The sequence below is a fragment of the Paenibacillus brevis genome (assembly GCF_018919145.1).
GTDB classification, from domain to species: domain Bacteria; phylum Bacillota; class Bacilli; order Paenibacillales; family Paenibacillaceae; genus Fontibacillus; species Fontibacillus brevis.
In genome coordinates, this window is the sequence record NZ_JAHLQJ010000013.1 from 107,622 (window position 1) to 124,516 (window position 16,895).

Annotated in this window: 13 protein-coding genes, 1 pseudogene and 1 CRISPR repeat array; all 14 genes and pseudogenes read left to right on the forward strand. The window is 45.7% G+C overall.

Features of this window, described 5'->3' with window-relative positions:
• The first annotated feature begins 3 nt into the window (after positions 1-3).
• The 14 genes and pseudogenes from KQJ23_RS15760 (at position 4) to cas2 (KQJ23_RS15825) (ending at position 16,522) form a co-directional block, all read left to right on the forward strand.
• Positions 4-798, forward strand: a complete 795-nt coding sequence (locus KQJ23_RS15760) for a YwmB family TATA-box binding protein (protein WP_216479830.1) — start codon at positions 4-6, stop codon at positions 796-798.
• Between the two features lie 198 nt (positions 799-996).
• Positions 997-2,547 (forward strand): glucose-6-phosphate dehydrogenase, encoded by a 1,551-nt coding sequence (gene zwf / locus KQJ23_RS15765; RefSeq protein ID WP_044481956.1) that lies wholly within the window; start codon positions 997-999, stop codon positions 2,545-2,547.
• A gap of 204 nt (positions 2,548-2,751) precedes the next feature.
• Complete coding sequence (locus KQJ23_RS15770; protein ID WP_216479832.1) at positions 2,752-3,594, forward strand: DUF6544 family protein; 843 nt, start codon at positions 2,752-2,754, stop codon at positions 3,592-3,594.
• A gap of 274 nt (positions 3,595-3,868) precedes the next feature.
• Positions 3,869-4,930, forward strand: a complete 1,062-nt coding sequence (locus KQJ23_RS15775) for an ABC transporter ATP-binding protein (RefSeq protein WP_216479834.1) — start codon at positions 3,869-3,871, stop codon at positions 4,928-4,930.
• A gap of 73 nt (positions 4,931-5,003) precedes the next feature.
• The gene (locus tag KQJ23_RS15780) at positions 5,004-5,669 is read left to right on the forward strand and encodes a hypothetical protein (protein WP_249529808.1); all 666 of its coding nucleotides are present in this window, start codon (positions 5,004-5,006) and stop codon (positions 5,667-5,669) included.
• Positions 5,670-6,193: 524 nt separating this feature from the next.
• Positions 6,194-8,470 (forward strand): CRISPR-associated helicase Cas3', encoded by a 2,277-nt coding sequence (cas3, locus tag KQJ23_RS15785; RefSeq protein WP_216479836.1) that lies wholly within the window; start codon positions 6,194-6,196, stop codon positions 8,468-8,470.
• Positions 8,471-8,501: 31 nt separating this feature from the next.
• Positions 8,502-9,161 (forward strand): type I-C CRISPR-associated protein Cas5c, encoded by a 660-nt coding sequence (cas5c, locus tag KQJ23_RS15790; protein WP_346779410.1) that lies wholly within the window; start codon positions 8,502-8,504, stop codon positions 9,159-9,161.
• Entirely contained in the window at positions 9,158-11,080 is a 1,923-nt protein-coding gene (gene cas8c / locus KQJ23_RS15795; RefSeq protein WP_216479839.1) for a type I-C CRISPR-associated protein Cas8c/Csd1, read from the forward strand. The genes cas5c and cas8c overlap by 4 nt, the downstream gene beginning before the upstream one ends.
• The gene (gene cas7c / locus KQJ23_RS15800; protein WP_216479845.1) at positions 11,064-11,933 is read left to right on the forward strand and encodes a type I-C CRISPR-associated protein Cas7/Csd2; all 870 of its coding nucleotides are present in this window, start codon (positions 11,064-11,066) and stop codon (positions 11,931-11,933) included. The genes cas8c and cas7c overlap by 17 nt, the downstream gene beginning before the upstream one ends.
• Entirely contained in the window at positions 11,930-12,616 is a 687-nt protein-coding gene (gene cas4 / locus KQJ23_RS15805) for a CRISPR-associated protein Cas4 (RefSeq protein WP_346779411.1), read from the forward strand. Before cas7c ends, cas4 begins: the two co-directional genes overlap by 4 nt.
• Positions 12,613-13,641 (forward strand): type I-C CRISPR-associated endonuclease Cas1c, encoded by a 1,029-nt coding sequence (gene cas1c, locus KQJ23_RS15810; protein WP_216479849.1) that lies wholly within the window; start codon positions 12,613-12,615, stop codon positions 13,639-13,641. The genes cas4 and cas1c overlap by 4 nt, the downstream gene beginning before the upstream one ends.
• Positions 13,642-13,662: 21 nt before the next feature.
• On the forward strand, positions 13,663-13,953 hold the full coding sequence (gene cas2, locus KQJ23_RS15815) for a CRISPR-associated endonuclease Cas2 (protein WP_216479850.1): 291 nt from the start codon (positions 13,663-13,665) through the stop codon (positions 13,951-13,953).
• A gap of 185 nt (positions 13,954-14,138) precedes the next feature.
• Positions 14,139-15,439: a CRISPR direct-repeat array (repeat unit 32 nt; unit sequence GTCACTCCCCGTACGGGAGTGTGGATTGAAAT).
• Positions 15,440-16,220 (forward strand): annotated as a pseudogene (gene cas1 / locus KQJ23_RS15820) (CRISPR-associated endonuclease Cas1); the annotation flags it as partial.
• A gap of 11 nt (positions 16,221-16,231) precedes the next feature.
• A complete protein-coding gene (cas2, locus tag KQJ23_RS15825) occupies positions 16,232-16,522 on the forward strand; it encodes a CRISPR-associated endonuclease Cas2 (RefSeq protein ID WP_071784238.1) in 291 nt (96 codons plus the stop codon).
• The last annotated feature ends 373 nt before the right edge of the window (positions 16,523-16,895 follow it).

Sequence of the window (16,895 nt, forward strand, 5' to 3'; positions counted from 1 at the left end):
ATGATGCATAGCCGGGATGGAAAAGGGAAACATAAGTTAGCCGTTATTGCGGCATTCATTCTGCTGCTGGTTGTCCTGTATCAATTATCCGCTTCCCGGCAAGCGTCTCCGATTGTCTCTGAGGATGAGGTCATGAGCGCGGAATCCCAGTGGCGGGAACTGCTTGAGCTGGGGGAACAGATTATCGGCGATAAGATTTCCGGAACGGTAAAATGGCAGGGGAGCTGGGGTACTCTGCTGGATCCCGAAGAAGCGGCGAATGTACTGACTACACGTCTTGGTCTGCCGGCGGCGGAACAAGGGATGCTGCAAAACCATACGGTCTATTCATCCTCAGGCAGCCGCGATGAGTTTGCGCTTCATCTGAATGTTACGCGGATCTCCTCCTCGGAATATTATGTTGTGCTGCGCCTGGAAGGAGAAGGGCGGCAGGCAATGAGTTCATTGTCAGAGCAGCAGGCATTGCTGGGACAGTCTTTGCTGGATGAAGGAATTACGGCCGAATGGAATGCGGCTGTGCAAGGAATGCGAAAGCAGCCGGATGAGCTCGAAAGGGGCTCATTGAAGGAAGCTTTGGATGGGGTGGAGAAGCAATTTCCTAAAAAGTTGGATCTGACCCTGGTGGAGCAATACGAAGATCAAGATACTATCAGCCGCACTTATTATTCAGCCTATCTGCCGATTTCGGTGGACAGCGGAGGCCAGAAAGTAGGGCTTCAAGCCGCATTGCATATTCACTCTGTCACAGGGGAGCAGGAGGTCTCATTGGGCTCGCCGTTGCTGACGATTGAATATTAATTATGAGTTTAAATTAAAAATTAGATAAATATTAGATGAATTTATATAAATCCTAACATATTCTGATATGAATTTGATGGCAAGACTCCTGCAAATATGCTAAAATTACATCACATCCAGTGATGTATCTGTAAACTTATGGCATTGCTTGGATATGAATAAATATTCACTATATTACATAGAAAGAAATGAGGAGCCATGGCTGATATTCAAAATCTGGAATCATTGCAGACACCAGGAGCTGTATTTTTTATCTTTGGAGCAACCGGGGATTTGGCACGCCGCAAGCTCTTCCCCGCTATATATTCGTTATATCGCGAAGGGAAGCTTGCTGAGGATTTTGCGGTTATCGGCGTGGCACGCCGTCCGCGCACACCTGAGGAATTCAGGGACGATGTACACCGTTCCATTCAAGAGTTCTGTCGTTACAAGGTTGAGGACACCGCTCATTGGACGCGGTTTGCCGAGCATTTCTCTTACAAGTCGTTGGATATCAACAATATCGACGGCTACGTTGAACTGCGGGAGCTGACAGAATCGGTAGAATCCCGATTTGGAATTCCCGGCAACCGGATGTTCTATCTGGCGCTTGCCCCTGAACTGTTCGGAAGCGTCTCGTTCAACCTTCAGAAGGGCGGAATGCTGAGCAGCGGCGGATGGCATCGGCTAGTGATCGAGAAGCCGTTCGGGTATGATCTTCTGTCAGCCCAGAAGCTGAATGAAGAGCTGAACCAGGTATTTAAAGAAGAAGAGATCTACCGGATCGACCATTATCTGGGTAAAGAAATGGTTCAAAACATTGAAGTTATTCGTTTTGCGAATGCTTTCTTTGAACCGCTGTGGAATAATAAGCACATTTCCAATATTCAGATCACGCTCAGTGAGACGGTCGGTGTAGAAGAACGGGGCGGCTATTACGACCACTCCGGTGCGCTTCGCGACATGGGACAGAACCATATGCTTCAAATGCTGACGATGATTGCAATGGAGCCGCCAAGCCGTCTGTACCCGGAAGATATCCGGGATGAGAAGGTGAAGGTGCTTCGTTCGCTGCGGCCTTATGCTACTCCGCTTGAAGTGAAGGAGAACGTGGTACGCGGTCAATATACAGAGGGCGAGAGCATGGGCAAGCATCTGCCGGGCTATCGTCAAGAGGATAAAGTAGATCCGAATTCGAATACAGAGACTTATTTTGCGGCCAAGGTATTCGTCGATAATTTCCGTTGGGCGGGAGTCCCGTTCTATATCCGGACAGGTAAACGCCTGCCTGTGAAGACAACAGAGGTCGTCGTTGAATTCAAGCAAATGCCGACAAATGTCTACCTGGGCCAAAAGCATACGCTGGAGCCAAACCTGCTTGTGATTCGGGTCAACCCGATGGAAGGCATCTACATTAAGATTAATGCGAAGAAACCAGGCTCGGAGTCAGCCATTGAACCCCTTGCTATGGAATTCTGTCAAAGCTGTCAGGTTGGAATCAATTCGCCTGAAGCTTACGAACGTCTTATTTACGATGCTGCAAACGGGGACTCCACCTATTTCACCCGTTGGGACGAGGTTGCTACCGCTTGGGCGTTCGTCGACCGCATCGCTGCGGCCTGGGCTCAGAACCCTGGCGATATCAGCACGTATTCTGCCGGTTCTTGGGGACCTGAGGAAGCGGCTGAGCTGCTTGCCAAGGATGGCTTCCACTGGTGGCCTGTAAATGGGCAGGAAGAGGACAACGTCATCTGGATTAGCAGAGGATAATATATTTGAAATAGAACCGCCTCAAGCTATGTGCTGGGGCGGTTTTTTTGTGGAGATTTACGGAATGGCACAGGGGTGGTGATTCAAAGTGCTATAATTTACCTGAGATAGTTATGCTGAGAGATATGCTGTACAGAAAATGCGGATGTTTTAGTATTCTGAGAAATGAGGTGGAATATGGTTTGGATTGTGATAGGTTTAATTATGCTGGCAATCATTGTGATTTATCTGGCATTTCCGGGAGGGAAGCTCTGGAGGCAATATCTGAAGGATATAAAATGTTCTATGACCGAAGGCAAGAACCAAAGAAGCGCCCCCGAACAAGCTGTCTTTACGGAAGAGTATATTGCTGAACTGCCGGTACTACTCCGTCAGCATATTATCAATGGGGGGTATATGGGAAAGTCTGTTATGGATAATATGCTAATACGTTTTCGCAATACAAAGTTTCGTATGGGGGTAGACAAGGAGCCAATCAAGATTAGCTTTATGCAGGTCAATTTTGTATTTAGACCAGACCGGCACGCTTTCTTAACAGCACGTATTGCGGGAATTCCCTTGCAGGCTAAAGATAGTATACTGGATGGTTTCGGCTCTATGACCGGCATGCTTGCCAAGACGGTTCAGCTTTTTCGTTCTACCGGGGCAGAAATGGATCAAGGCCAGTTGATCACGGCATTGGCAGACGCAGTGTTTATGCCTTCTCTGTTCCTGCAGAAGTATGTATCCTGGACTGTTGTTGACGATCATACGATTGAAGGACAAATTTCATGGAAGGGGATCTCCGCCAAGGGAAGATTTACCTTTGATGATGACGGCAGCATTATACGCTTTGATACGAATGACCGATATATGGACAATAACGGGAAGGGCAGCTCGCTGGTGCCGTGGTATGTAACCTATTCTGATTACAAAGCACAAAATGGTTACTTTCAGCCGGGGAGCGTAAGTGTAAATTGGAAGCTCCCGGAGGCCATCAATACATATTTTGTTAGTGACCATATTGAGGTTCAATATTCAGTAAATGAAGTGAACCGAATAGGTTAAAAATCTCGCCTTACTATAGCAAAAAAATTGATACTCATCCAAACTCGCCGAACGACAGGCGAGTTTTTTTGGATTTAATAATTTCTACTATAAGGAATCCAGCTTCTTTATTTGCTGAGTATTAAGTATTTATTGATTCCTGATTGAGTATCGGAAGCAGCTTGTGCTATAATTAATAATGATAATCATTATCACTAAATAAAGAGACTTTTAAGATTTAGCATATCTTATATAGTTCTATATGGAAATAGAAGAAAGCGAGGAATAGATAGAGATGGAGCATTTATTGGAAGTAAAGGATCTTGCGATCTCATTCAATACCCGGGAGGGTGAGGTACAAGCAGTTCGAGGCGTCAGCTTCCATGTCAATAAGGGGGAAACTCTGGCGATTGTGGGGGAGTCGGGTTCGGGTAAGAGTGTGAGTTCTCAGGCTGTAATGCAGCTCCTTCCGAAGCCGCAGGCTATCTATAAACGGGGAGAAATCTGGTTTAATGGTCAGGAATTGACCAGTAAGACGGAGAAGCAGATGCAGAAGATTCGTGGCAAGGAAATTGGCATGATCTTTCAGGACCCGATGACCTCGCTGAATCCTACCATTAAAGTGGGCAAGCAAATTACCGAGGTGCTGCACCTGCATGAAGGGATGAATAAGAAGCAAGCCTATGACCGGGCGGTTGAGTTATTGGGATTGGTTGGAATTCCAGCTCCGGAGCGCCGCTTCCATCAGTATCCTCATGAATTTAGCGGCGGAATGCGGCAGCGTGTTGTCATTGCCATTGCACTGGCTGCAAATCCGAAGCTTCTGATTGCCGATGAGCCGACAACCGCGCTCGACGTGACCATACAAGCGCAGATTCTCGACTTGATGAAGGAGCTTCAACAGAAGATTGGTACGGCTATTATTTTTATTACCCATGACCTGGGCGTAGTAGCGAAGATGGCTAACCGTGTGGCGGTGATGTATGCGGGACAAATTGTCGAATCGGGAACTGCGGAGGAGATTTTCTATGATCCGCGTCACCCGTATACCTGGGGCTTGCTAGCCTCGATGCCGAGTCTCAGCCAGCAAGGAGGGACGAAGCTCGCGGCTATCCCGGGGACTCCTCCTGACCTCATTCATCCGCCGCAGGGAGATGCCTTTGCGCTGCGTAGCTCTTATTCAATGAAAGTTGATTTTGAGCAAGAACCGCCTTTATATCGGGTTTCCGATACACATACCGTCAGATCCTGGCTGTTGCATCCCTATGCCCCGGCTGTGACGCCGCCCGAGGTGGTGCTGAGCAAGCGGCGCAAGCTTGCCGGTGTATATGAGCAGCCTGTATTGGTGCAAGGGTAGTAGTAGATAGGAGGCTGGAGAGTCGAGTGAAATTTGTACAAGCTTGCCTCCATCCGGAGGTGATCTCACGCATATGACGATGAAGCAAGTAACGGATTATGAACTGGAGGGCTGGATTCGCTCGTACAAGCTGACGGCGGAAAATGGTCGGGGATGCGGCCATAGAATGACCTGGCAGCAGCGTGTTCAGTACGCGGTCGGTCATGCCGTCAATGACTATTTTACTTTGCCTCCGGCAGTTCGTCTCCAGACGCCGATTCAGGTTCTACTGAATCGGCGCTGGCCTCGCGAGCTAAGTGGCTTTTCTGATCTTGCGCATTACTGGGAAGTGTATAACCGGATCGTAGAGAATTTAACGCTCGTTACAGGAATGATGGTCTATGATTATCCGGTGGCCCTATATGAGAATTGGACAACTGAAGCAACTAAACTTGATATACGATTATCTCTCATTGTTCAGGCGGTGTGGCAGGAACGCGGCAATCCGTTGCAAATGAAGGTACAGAAATTTCTCGTTGAGGATGATGAGGAAATGACGGATGCTTTTGTTCACATGGTTAATGTGTTCTGGCATAATGCCTTCGGCCGGCCCCCCGGAGAGATCGAGGTCTATGCTTTACTGGAGGGGCGCCGCTATTCCTTCGCTGGAGAATCGCTTAGCCTGTCTAAATCGACGGATTATATGAGTCTGCTGGTGGATACTTGGGAGAGAGAAGCGCGGGAAGAATATATCGTTTGAATAGTTGATTAATTGGATATCTCCGGGAGAGTAGTTATAGTCCATTTATACAAGAAAGAGCGATTCAGGATATCCCTGATATCGCTCTTTCTTAATCTACGTGCACCAAATAATTATTATTTCAATCCACACACCGTTAGGTGTGACTAGTACTTAAATATAACCAGAAAATTATAATAAACACAAACAAAAATATATCTAGGACTTAGTAATCATAATATATTCAATAAATATTTATTAATGCTTCAATAAATATTTGTTAGTTCATTGACAATCAGTAATATAAGGACTATCCTGTAATCAATCATATTATCCTTATTATGGTTGGCAATAAAATACTTCATTGTTTACTACTCACTTTGCATTAAAGATTCATAACTCCTAGTATCCGCACACATCTTTTTCTCCTAACCGCGCACCTATCTTTACATAACTCTCTGTAATTTCACCTTTGTTTCCACTGCAATCTTGAGAACAGCTTAATAAGTCTAGCTTTTTTAATTTCTTATGAGAGGGGACAAGTTATGTTGTTTTACGCACATTCGACGAATCGGAAGGACAAATCAGATTGGCAACTGTTACTAACCCACCTAAAACAGGTCGCCGAGGAGGCTGGGGAATTTGCTAAGAAGTTTAAAGCTTGGGAATGGGGCTGGGTGGCAGGACTACTTCATGATTTAGGGAAGTATTCCCTCCAATTTCAAAAACGGTTGGATGGCTCGTCAATTCCAGTAGAGCATGCTCTGGCAGGCGCCTTGGAATTATTAAAGAGGAATACAGATGATAAGACAGGGCCACAGGCACGGTTGCTAGCATATATTATTGCTGGACACCATGCCGGCTTGGCAGACTATCAATCTGATAAAGATTCTGCTCTGGTTCACAGGCTGGAGCGTGAACCAGCCCCTTATGATGCCGCGTTCGCAGAGATAACGATTCCTGACGTACCTATGAAATTTCCATTAGTATCAGGATTACATACGGGTCTTCAAATTTCTTTATTCGTCCGAATGATTTTTTCCTGTCTGGTTGATGCAGACTCTCTAAACACTGAAGGTTTCTGCGATCCAGTGAGAAGCAAGCTTCGAGGCAAGCTTTTTGAACATGATCTATTCTGGGCGAAATTTCAACATCACCGAGAACTCAAATTTGCAAACGTTGATAGAACTACAGAAATTAATCTTCTTCGAGAAGAGCTTTATCAGGAATGTTTAAGCCAGGCCACGGAAATAAGAGGAATATTCAAACTAAGTCTGCCGACGGGAGCAGGTAAGACTTTAATCTCCTTTGGTTTTGGACTAGAGCATGCTAAGCGGGCTAAGTTTGAAAGGCTAATCTACGTAATACCATTCGTTTCCATAATAGAACAAAATTCTGGTGAGTTTAGAGATATCCTAGGCAGCGAATATGTACTAGAGCATCACTCTAACTACCAACATGAGAAGGCACGCGAGAAGCTAACGGAGAAGGACATTGATGCTTTAAAGCTGGCTGAAGAGAATTGGGATATGCCGGTGGTGGTGACCACCAATGTGCAGTTCTTTGAGTCACTGTTCTCCTCCAAACGCTCCCGCGCACGGAAATTGCATAATATTGCGAATAGCATGATTATTTTGGACGAAGCTCAATTAATGATGGGGGGATTTTTTAAACCATGTCTTTATGTACTGGATGAACTAGTACGAAATTATGGATGCTCGGTTATGATATGTACTGCCACTCAGCCTCCGATCTCTTCCATCCTAGATAAGACTGCAATTAAAGAAATTGTTGCAGACCCGACGAAACGGTACAAACAATTTGAGCGAGTGAACCTGAATTTTATCGGAAAATGTTCATGGAAGGACATTGCGACACGGATCGTGGAGGGAGAGCCTCAGAGCCTATGCATAGTAAACACCCGAGGGAATGCTTTGAATTTATATTCCAGCCTAAAAAAGAGCTACAAACCAGACGAGCTTTACCATTTAAGCGCTCGTATGACACCGAAGCATCGCAGCTACATTTTGTCTATTGTAAGACAAAGGCTCCTTGACCATCTGCCATGCATTCTGATCAGCACACAGTTAATTGAGGCAGGTGTAGATGTTGATTTCCCTGTTGTATTTAGAGAAATTGCTGGTCTTGACTCAATAGCGCAGGCTGCAGGGCGTTGTAATCGTAACGGTTTGCGAGAGAAGGGAGGATTAAAAGTCCATGGAGATGTCTTCGTGTTTGAACCGGAGCAGGAATATAGAAAGAATGATTGGCTCTACAACGATATATCGGCTGCCAAAGCTCAACTTCTTCGTTGTAAGGTCCACAATCTGAATCCGTTATCTCAGGAGGTTATAGATGCTTATTATCAGCATCTCTATTTCTATAAGAGTCAGGGAGATACTGCTGATTCAGAGGCTCATGATAAAGAAGGGATACTGTCCTTGCTAAATAAGGAATGGAGAGGCTTTAGTTTCCCCTTTGCTGAGGTAAGCCAGAAGTTCAAGCTTATTGACGATAAAATGCGACCTATTGTGATTCCTTATATCGTTGAAGATGATTTGGAAAGTCAGAAGCAATGGAATGAACTGCTTAATAAGCTTCAAAATTCTCCTTTAGTTGGGAGAGAATTATATCGTAAGCTTCAGCCGTACACCGTTCAAGTTTATCCGCATGAATTCAATGCATTATTGGATGGAGGTGAGCTGGATGAGGTCCGAACCGATATCTTTATACTTAGGAGGCCAATACAATGGTACGACAAAAGTTCAGGGTTAGTTCCTTACTCAAGGGATATTGCACTTCAGGAAATTCTGAACATTTGACTGAAGGAGGGGAAATCATTTGGGATATGGCGTGAAAATTTTCGTTTGGGGAGACTTGGCTTGTTTTACAAGGCCTGAAATGAAGGCGGAGCGAGTCAGTTATGATGTCATTACCCCCTCGGCAGCAAGAGGGATTCTGGAATCTATACATTGGAAGCCGGCTATACGATGGGTTGTGAATCGAATTCATGTAATAAATGAAATCAAGTTCTCCTCCCTGAAACGAAATGAAATTCGTACCAAAATTTCTGCTGGGGCAGTGAAGTCAGCAATGAATGGGAAGGATGCCGTGCTGAGGCAAAATACCTCAGAAGAGCGGGAGCAGCGTATGACAGTGATGTTGTCACAGCCTGCTTACATTATTGAAGCACATTTTGAGCTGACCGCACACAAAGGTGATAGTGATACCGTAGAGAAGCATTACAATATTTTTCTCCGCCGAGCCAGAAATGGACAATGCTTTCAGCAACCATATTTCGGGTGCAAGGAGTTCCCGGCGAATTTCCGGCTAATTGAAGGCGATTTTTATCCGGATAAATCATTTTATAAAGACAAGCCTCTAATTGACCTGCAATGGATGCTATGGGACTTAGATTATACCAATGGGATGACACCGAAGTTCTTCCGGGCGGTGATGGAGAATGGCGTGATTGAGGTGCCGGATATGCTGGGGGAGGGAGGGGCTGTATGATTTTGCAGGCATTGGTTAAACGGTATCATATGCTCGTGGCAGATCCAGATTCCGACATGGCACCACCTCACTATAGTAGAGATAAGGTTTCCTTTATCCTTGTACTGAACACGGCTGGTGAGATCGTCAGAGTGGAAAGTATTCGGTATGAGGATGCCAAGAAGAAGCTGCGTCCGGCCATTCTGACGGTACCTGAACATACTGCGCGTTCGGGAACAGGCTCCAAGCCGTACTATCTGTCCGACAAGGCAGAGTATGTATTGGGCTTGGTGAAACAAAAGGATGGAACCTTAATGGTATCGAAGCGTTTCCAGAGCAGCCGACAATTGCATCTAATGCTGCTGAAAGACAAGAATGGCCCGGAAGCAACCGCGCTTAAAAATTTCTACATGAACTGGAATCCAGAAACTCAGCTTGAAAATTCCAGTCTAAAAGCAGAGCTTGATATGATTCTCGGGACTACGGATAACAATCTTGCATTTCAACTTGAAGGATATGATCTTATGCATAAATCCGGGGAATTGCTAGAGCCATGGGAGCAACAAGATCAGTCCCAAGATGAAGAATCTGTAATATTGGGAAGTTGTTTAGTAACTGGAGAGACCTCTGTGCCTATAGCGCGTGTTCATGATATTAAAATCAAAGGGGTTCAAAACACCAACTCGGCAGGAGCAAGCCTGGTTTCTTTTAACTTTGATGCGACGGAATCCTACGGAAAGACGCAAAGCTACAATGCTCCGGTTAGTCAGGCTGCTGTAAGTGCATATACTAAGGCACTAAATGATCTGTTGTCCTCTCAGGACAATACTTTGCGGCACTTTGGTGAAATGACCGTGACCTATTGGGCAGAACGTCAACCAGATTCCGATGCATGGAGATTGCAAGAGGGAATTTTCAGTCATTGGGTAGAAGGAGAGGGGTTTCAGTCACAGGATGAGGGCAAAGAGGAAGAAACTAAAACTACCGCTCAAATCCGTGACTTGCTGAAACGTGTTCAAGGCGGAAAAGCGATATCCCAATCCCTACCAAATGAATCAAATTTTTATATATTAGGCTTATCGGGCAACAATGCGCGAATTTCGGTTCGCTATTTTTGGCAAGGGAGTTTTGGGGATTTGCTTGTTAACTTGAATCAGTATCAGGAAGATCTGTATCTGCAAAGAGTGGGCAATCAACCTGAACAAATTCCGGGGATATTCCGCATTATGCTGGAAACCGTACGTAAAGTGACTGACTTCACGGCTATGAAGAAGAGTGTTTCGTCAAGCATGGAAAGCCAATGGTTTCGGTCAATGGTCGAAGGGAGAGGGTTTCCTTATACCGTGTATGCTTCGATTGTAAATCGAATCAGGACAGATGGCATAATTCATCCGTTTGGAGAAAATGGCAGAAGTGCGTGGATAAGAGCTTCTGTCATTAAAGGCTACTTAACGCGAAATGAACGAATTCGTAAACAGGATAAATATAAGGAGGCGCTTGGTATGTCCGTAAATAAGGATGCTCCCCAAGTATCTTATCGATTGGGTAGATTGTTTGCGGTGCTTGAGAAAATTCAAAGCGATTCAGCAAATGGTCGGTTGAACGTGACAATTAAGAAAAGCTTCTTTGCATCTGCAGCGGCAACGCCTGGAACGGTATTTCCTCGTCTACTCAAGCTCTCAAACTCTCATTTGAGTAAACTCAGCCCAAATATTGAGATTTGGTGGAATAAACTCATCAGAGAAATTATGGGTGAAATTAGGATAGATCAGCATGGTGGTGGCATACCCAAGCGACTCAATTTAGAAGAACAGGGTGTTTTTATGCTCGGATATTTTCAGCAGATGCAAGATTTGTATACATCTAAATCTAGTGAGGGCACCCCAGTTGTAAATGATAAAAATAACGAAGGAGTGGATATGAATGAGCACAACGATTAATCGACATGAGTTTACCATTTTCTTTGATGTAACGAACGGAAATCCTAACGGCGACCCTGACATGGGCAATATGCCACGTATTGATGCAGAAACGGGGCATGGTCTGGTTACAGATGTGTGCCTGAAGAGAAAAATTCGCAATTATGTAGATATTGTAAAAAATGACACCGAAGGTTATCAAATTTACGTGGGTGAGAGTGCAGCTCTAAATGAGCAACATCGCAAGGCATATCGTGCACTGCGTGATGGAGATATAGAACAGGCCAAAGAATTAAAGCCTAAGGATAAGAGTGAAGCCGCGCTACTGACTAAATGGATGTGCCACAATTTCTTTGATGTACGTACATTTGGTGCAGTGATGACAACCAAGGTGAACTGTGGACAAGTTCGTGGGCCTGTACAGTTCACATTTGCTCGGAGTGTAGACCCAATACTCTCTCAGGAAACGACCATTACGCGGCAGGCTGTTACACAAGAAGGAGCAGAGAAAGAACGGGAGATGGGCAGAAAGCATATTATTCCTTACGCACTTTATCGGATGGATGGATATATATCTGGCCATCTAGCGGGACAAACCTCTTTCACTACGGAAGATTTGGAGCTACTCTGGGAGGCTATCATTAATATGTTTGAGCATGATCGTTCGGCATCAAGAGGACAGATGTCATTACGAAAGCTAATTATATTTCAGCATGATTCACTTCTCGGAAAGACGCCGGCCCATCGGTTATTTGAACGTGTAGGGGTTGAAACTTCAGGTGATCATAATCCGGCCAGAAGCATCGGAGATTATCATATTACGGTAGATTATAATGATGTGCCTGAAGGCGTAACAATTATCGAGAAATGGTGAGCGGCAAATCGTATGAAGAGGATAACCTGCTGCTGCTGTCGGGACTTCAGCACTTTGCCTTTTGTAAACGCCAGTGGGCATTAATTCATCTCGAACAGCAATGGTCGGACAATGTCAGAACGTATGAAGGAGACTTGTTACATCGTAAGGTGGACAATCCCTCGATCAGGGAAACGCGCGGCAAAGTAATTATTTCGCGTGCAATGCCTTTAATATCAAGCAGTCTTGGTATAACTGGGACAGCAGATGTTGTAGAATTTCACTCTGCTGAGCAAGAGGATTTACCTGAATATGTGACTAGACTAACCGGGCGGAAAGGGCTTTGGAAGCCCTTTCCGGTTGAGTACAAGCGAGGAAAGCCAAAAGGCGGGGACTGTGATGAAGTCCAGTTATGTGCTCAGGCCATGTGTCTGGAGGAAATGCTGAATGTAAAAATCGAGATGGGCAGTTTATTTTACGGGCAACAAGAACGACGTTATATGGTTGCATTTACAAGCCAACTTAGGGAGAGTGTAGAAAGTTATTTACTGGAGATGAGAAAGCTCCTTAATAGCGGCACTACTCCGGGCGGAACGTATTCTAAGGCTTGCAAATCCTGTTCGCTAATCGATCTGTGCTTGCCGAAACTAAGCACATGTTCGGTAGAACAGTACTTGGAAAGTTATTTGGGAGAAGAATTATGAGAAAATTGTTGAATACATTATACGTCACTTCCACTGATAATTATCTATCTCGTGACGGCGAGAATGTGGTGATTTTGGCGGAGCAAGCGGAAAAATTCCGTATTCCTATTCACAATCTGGAAGCTATTATTACATTTGGTTACACGGGAGCCAGCCCTGGACTTATGCATTTATGTGCAGAGAGAGGAGTAGCGCTGACTTTTCTGAATGAGCATGGGGGCTTCCGAGCGCGAATTCAGGGAAAAACCTCTGGAAATGTATTGTTACGACGCAAGCAGTACAAATTCTCAGATGGCCCGGAGGCTCTACAGATCGCGAAGCGAATGATTCAGGCAAAAGTAATTAACTCTAGAACCGTAATTAACCGTGCTATTCGTGATTACGGTGAGCAGGATAAGAGCAGTCAACTCCAACCCATTGCAGTGGAGTTAAAGCGGCTTTCCCACATGGTTATCCATGTGGATAATCTGGATACTCTTCGAGGAGTAGAAGGAGAGGCGGCTAAGCATTATTTTAGCGGTATGAACGAACTGATTCTCACAGAGAAAAAGGCTTTTATGATGACGACTAGAAATCGGCGTCCGCCTAAGGATCGAATAAATGCCTTGCTGTCATTCCTATACACTATGTTGCGCTTAGATGTACAAGCTGCTCTGGAGACAGTTGGGCTTGATCCTGCCGTTGGATTTCTACATCGAGATAGGCCCGGTCGAGCCAGTCTGGCGCTTGATTTAATGGAGGAGCTTCGACCTTACCTAGCCGATCGCCTGGCGCTGACACTAATAAATAGAAAGCAAATATCGCCAAAATCGTTTATTATTAAGGAAAATGGAGCGGTATTGTTGTCCGATGAAGGAAGGAATATCGTATTAAGCTCTTGGCAGCAAAGGAAAAAAGAAGAAATCAGGCATCCGTTTCTTGACGAAACGATTGAAGTAGGATTAATTCCGTATGCACAGGCCTTACTATTAGCCCGATTTATTCGGGGAGATATTGAGGATTATCCTCCCTATTTATGGAAATGAGCGATGTAGGAGGAGAAGCAAATGATGGTGTTAATTACGTATGATGTTGAAACAGCTACACCGGAGGGCAGAAGACGATTGCGCCGAATAGCTAAACACTGCCTAAATTACGGCCAACGAGTCCAAAACTCCGTATTTGAATGTTTAGTTGATCCTACGCAATTTAAGCAGTTAAAACAGAAGCTTGAAACAGAAATGGACCCTGCGAAGGACAGTCTGCGATACTATCTTCTCGGAGCAAACTGGAAGAAGCGAGTAGAACATGTCGGAGCTAAAGAAGGATACGATCCGGAAGGGGTATTGTTACTTTAGCAAGCCTAGGTAAAAAAAGTGCGAACCCCAAGCTCACATGAATTCCCTAGGAGGTTCGCACCCGTTGCTACAGGTGGCTTTTCGGGCTTTTCCTACAATTATTAACCCAAGAAAAACGGTCAGTTATTGAGGTTCGCACTTTTAAGCCTCGGAGCCCTTTTGGGATAAGCCTTTTTCTGGGGCCAGTCACTCCCCGTACGGGAGTGTGGATTGAAATCTCCAGAGGATCCATTTGCAAACTGCGCCCGAACGGTCACTCCCCGTACGGGAGTGTGGATTGAAATGCGACATAAAGAGAATGGTTCAGCATGTCCAACTGGTCACTCCCCGTACGGGAGTGTGGATTGAAATCTGTATTTTTGACAGATTTTAAATACATGATTATTGTCACTCCCCGTACGGGAGTGTGGATTGAAATATATTCTTCCTCCGTATACATGTTCTCCGGATCTCGGTCACTCCCCGTACGGGAGTGTGGATTGAAATTCATAGGGTGAAGCGGCTTGGACGAAGGTAGGTATCGTCACTCCCCGTACGGGAGTGTGGATTGAAATCGCAGCAGATTCAACAGTCATACCGCTACGCTCGGTCACTCCCCGTACGGGAGTGTGGATTGAAATTATCTTGAGGCTTACAATATTGAAGGCGTAGACCGGTCACTCCCCGTACGGGAGTGTGGATTGAAATCGCTCAAAGCGTCGAGTATGAAATCCATATTTTCGTCACTCCCCGTACGGGAGTGTGGATTGAAATATGATGTACGCCCATAACCTGAAGATCTGGCCGGAGTCACTCCCCGTACGGGAGTGTGGATTGAAATAACACCGATCGGGGGTATCTCCTGATTGTCGATGTCACTCCCCGTACGGGAGTGTGGATTGAAATGTGTAGTAAGCTGCTGATGTACCAGCAGTTACAAGTCACTCCCCGTACGGGAGTGTGGATTGAAATGAACGTAGCACTGGAAAGCCTTCCTTCCATCTTGGGGTCACTCCCCGTACGGGAGTGTGGATTGAAATCCGGCGAGCATCGCCTTATTCGGTAGGCCGACGTGTCACTCCCCGTACGGGAGTGTGGATTGAAATATCATTGAGGCTAATCACGACTCAGACATGCTGCGGGTCACTCCCCGTACGGGAGTGTGGATTGAAATCGCAGCATCATGCATCTTAAGTCCGTGCGCTCTACGTCACTCCCCGTACGGGAGTGTGGATTGAAATAAACTCGATGTTCCATACATTTTCCGGGTCCATGGTCACTCCCCGTACGGGAGTGTGGATTGAAATATGTACCACCCGGACTTATTAATGTCCTTATAGGTGTCACTCCCCGTACGGGAGTGTGGATTGAAATTACTCGGCCATCCCCAAAGTAAATCTCAACAATTGTCACTCCCCGTACGGGAGTGTGGATTGAAATAATTAACCGATGAATTTGGAATGAAGTGTAGCCTTGTCACTCCCCGTACGGGGGTGTGGATTGAAATATAGGATATTGTGCGGAGCGGAATATAGCCATTGCCTTTATGACGATGAATGGAAGATTTCTGCCAGAGTGATCGGTGCGAGTAAAGGAAATAAATATATAACCACAAATGGATGCTGGAACGGATGACACGGGATTACCCGCTACGTGTTGATGTGGACCAGTTCAAAGAGGCTTCAGCCCAGTTATCTGGCACCATGGACGCCATTTGGGAATGCGATGATCTAGAACGCTTGCGTGGGCTAGAGGGACAAGCGGCACTTAGCTATAATAAGCTGTGGGATCATATGATTTTGCAGCAGAAAGAGGACTTTCAATTTCATACTCGCTCTCGCCGCCCTCCGCTCGATAAGGTGAATGCCATGTTATCTCTGGCTTATACCTTGCTGGCTCATGATATGGCTTCAGCATTGGAAGGGGTTGGGCTGGATGCTTACGTGGGGTTCCTGCATCGTGACCGTCCTGGACGTGCCTCGTTAGCGCTTGATGTTATGGAGGAGCTACGGGGCATTTATGCGGATCGATTTGTGTTGTCACTCATCAATAAAAGGCTTGTTAGTGCCGATGACTTCGTTCATAAAGAGAATGGGGCGGTGCTGCTGACGGACGAAGGCCGCAAAACCTTTCTGTCCGCTTGGCAGAATCGCAAGCAAGAGAAGATCAAGCATCCCTATCTCGGTGAAAACATTTCCTGGGGGTTGCTGCCACATGTACAGGCTTTGTTGCTCGCCAGGTATTTGCGCGGTGATCTGGATGAATACCCGCCATTTCTTTGGAAGTAGGTGTATGAATCATACTGGTACTTATCACTTATGATGTAAGCACAACGGATTCGGCAGGGCAGCGCAGATTGCGACAGGTGGCCAAGACTTGCCTGAACTGCGGGCAAAGGGTGCAAAACTCTGTGTTTGAATGCATCGTGGATGCCGCCGAATGGACATCCTTGAGACTACGTCTGCTAGAACTCATTGACCCGGAGCAGGATAGTATCCGCTTCTACCAATTGGGTAACCAGTACAAGAACAAGATAGAGCATGTTGGTACGAAATCATCTCTTGATCTGGAGGGCCCACTGATTCTCTAACGGCCAAAATAGCATAAAATAGGCTGGTGCGAATGTGAAGCGAACATGATTTCCTTAGGGGATTCGCACCAAAATAAGTTACTTTCATTTGATTATATGTAAAAATATACAATTATCTGAACGATTTTTGATGGTATAAGGGCTCAAGAAGGCCGATTAAGCCGGATAACACCCTTATTCTGTTAAAAATCGGAGTCGCACCCTACGCGGGTGCGTGGATTGAAATAACGCATGGGGGCAATCTTTAGGGCTTATATATGGTCGCACCCTACGCGGGTGCGTGGATTGAAATCTGCCGAGAAGCAGCTGGTCTGACTCAAGCTCAGGTCGCACCCTACGCGGGTGCGTGGATTGAAATTCGACGCTGGATATA

Excerpts from the sequence above, each read along its gene's own strand:
- KQJ23_RS15760 (WP_216479830.1), top strand. The coding sequence starts at position 4 with ATGCATAGCCGGGATGGAAAAGGGAAACATAAGTTAGCCGTTATTGCG.
- zwf (WP_044481956.1), top strand. The coding sequence starts at position 997 with ATGGCTGATATTCAAAATCTGGAATCATTGCAGACACCAGGAGCTGTA.
- KQJ23_RS15770 (WP_216479832.1), top strand. The coding sequence starts at position 2,752 with ATGCTGGCAATCATTGTGATTTATCTGGCATTTCCGGGAGGGAAGCTC.
- KQJ23_RS15775 (WP_216479834.1), top strand. The coding sequence starts at position 3,869 with ATGGAGCATTTATTGGAAGTAAAGGATCTTGCGATCTCATTCAATACC.
- KQJ23_RS15780 (WP_249529808.1), top strand. The coding sequence starts at position 5,004 with ATGACGATGAAGCAAGTAACGGATTATGAACTGGAGGGCTGGATTCGC.
- cas3 (WP_216479836.1), top strand. The coding sequence starts at position 6,194 with ATGTTGTTTTACGCACATTCGACGAATCGGAAGGACAAATCAGATTGG.
- cas8c (WP_216479839.1), top strand. The coding sequence starts at position 9,158 with ATGATTTTGCAGGCATTGGTTAAACGGTATCATATGCTCGTGGCAGAT.
- cas7c (WP_216479845.1), top strand. The coding sequence starts at position 11,064 with ATGAGCACAACGATTAATCGACATGAGTTTACCATTTTCTTTGATGTA.
- cas1c (WP_216479849.1), top strand. The coding sequence starts at position 12,613 with ATGAGAAAATTGTTGAATACATTATACGTCACTTCCACTGATAATTAT.
- cas2 (WP_216479850.1), top strand. The coding sequence starts at position 13,663 with ATGATGGTGTTAATTACGTATGATGTTGAAACAGCTACACCGGAGGGC.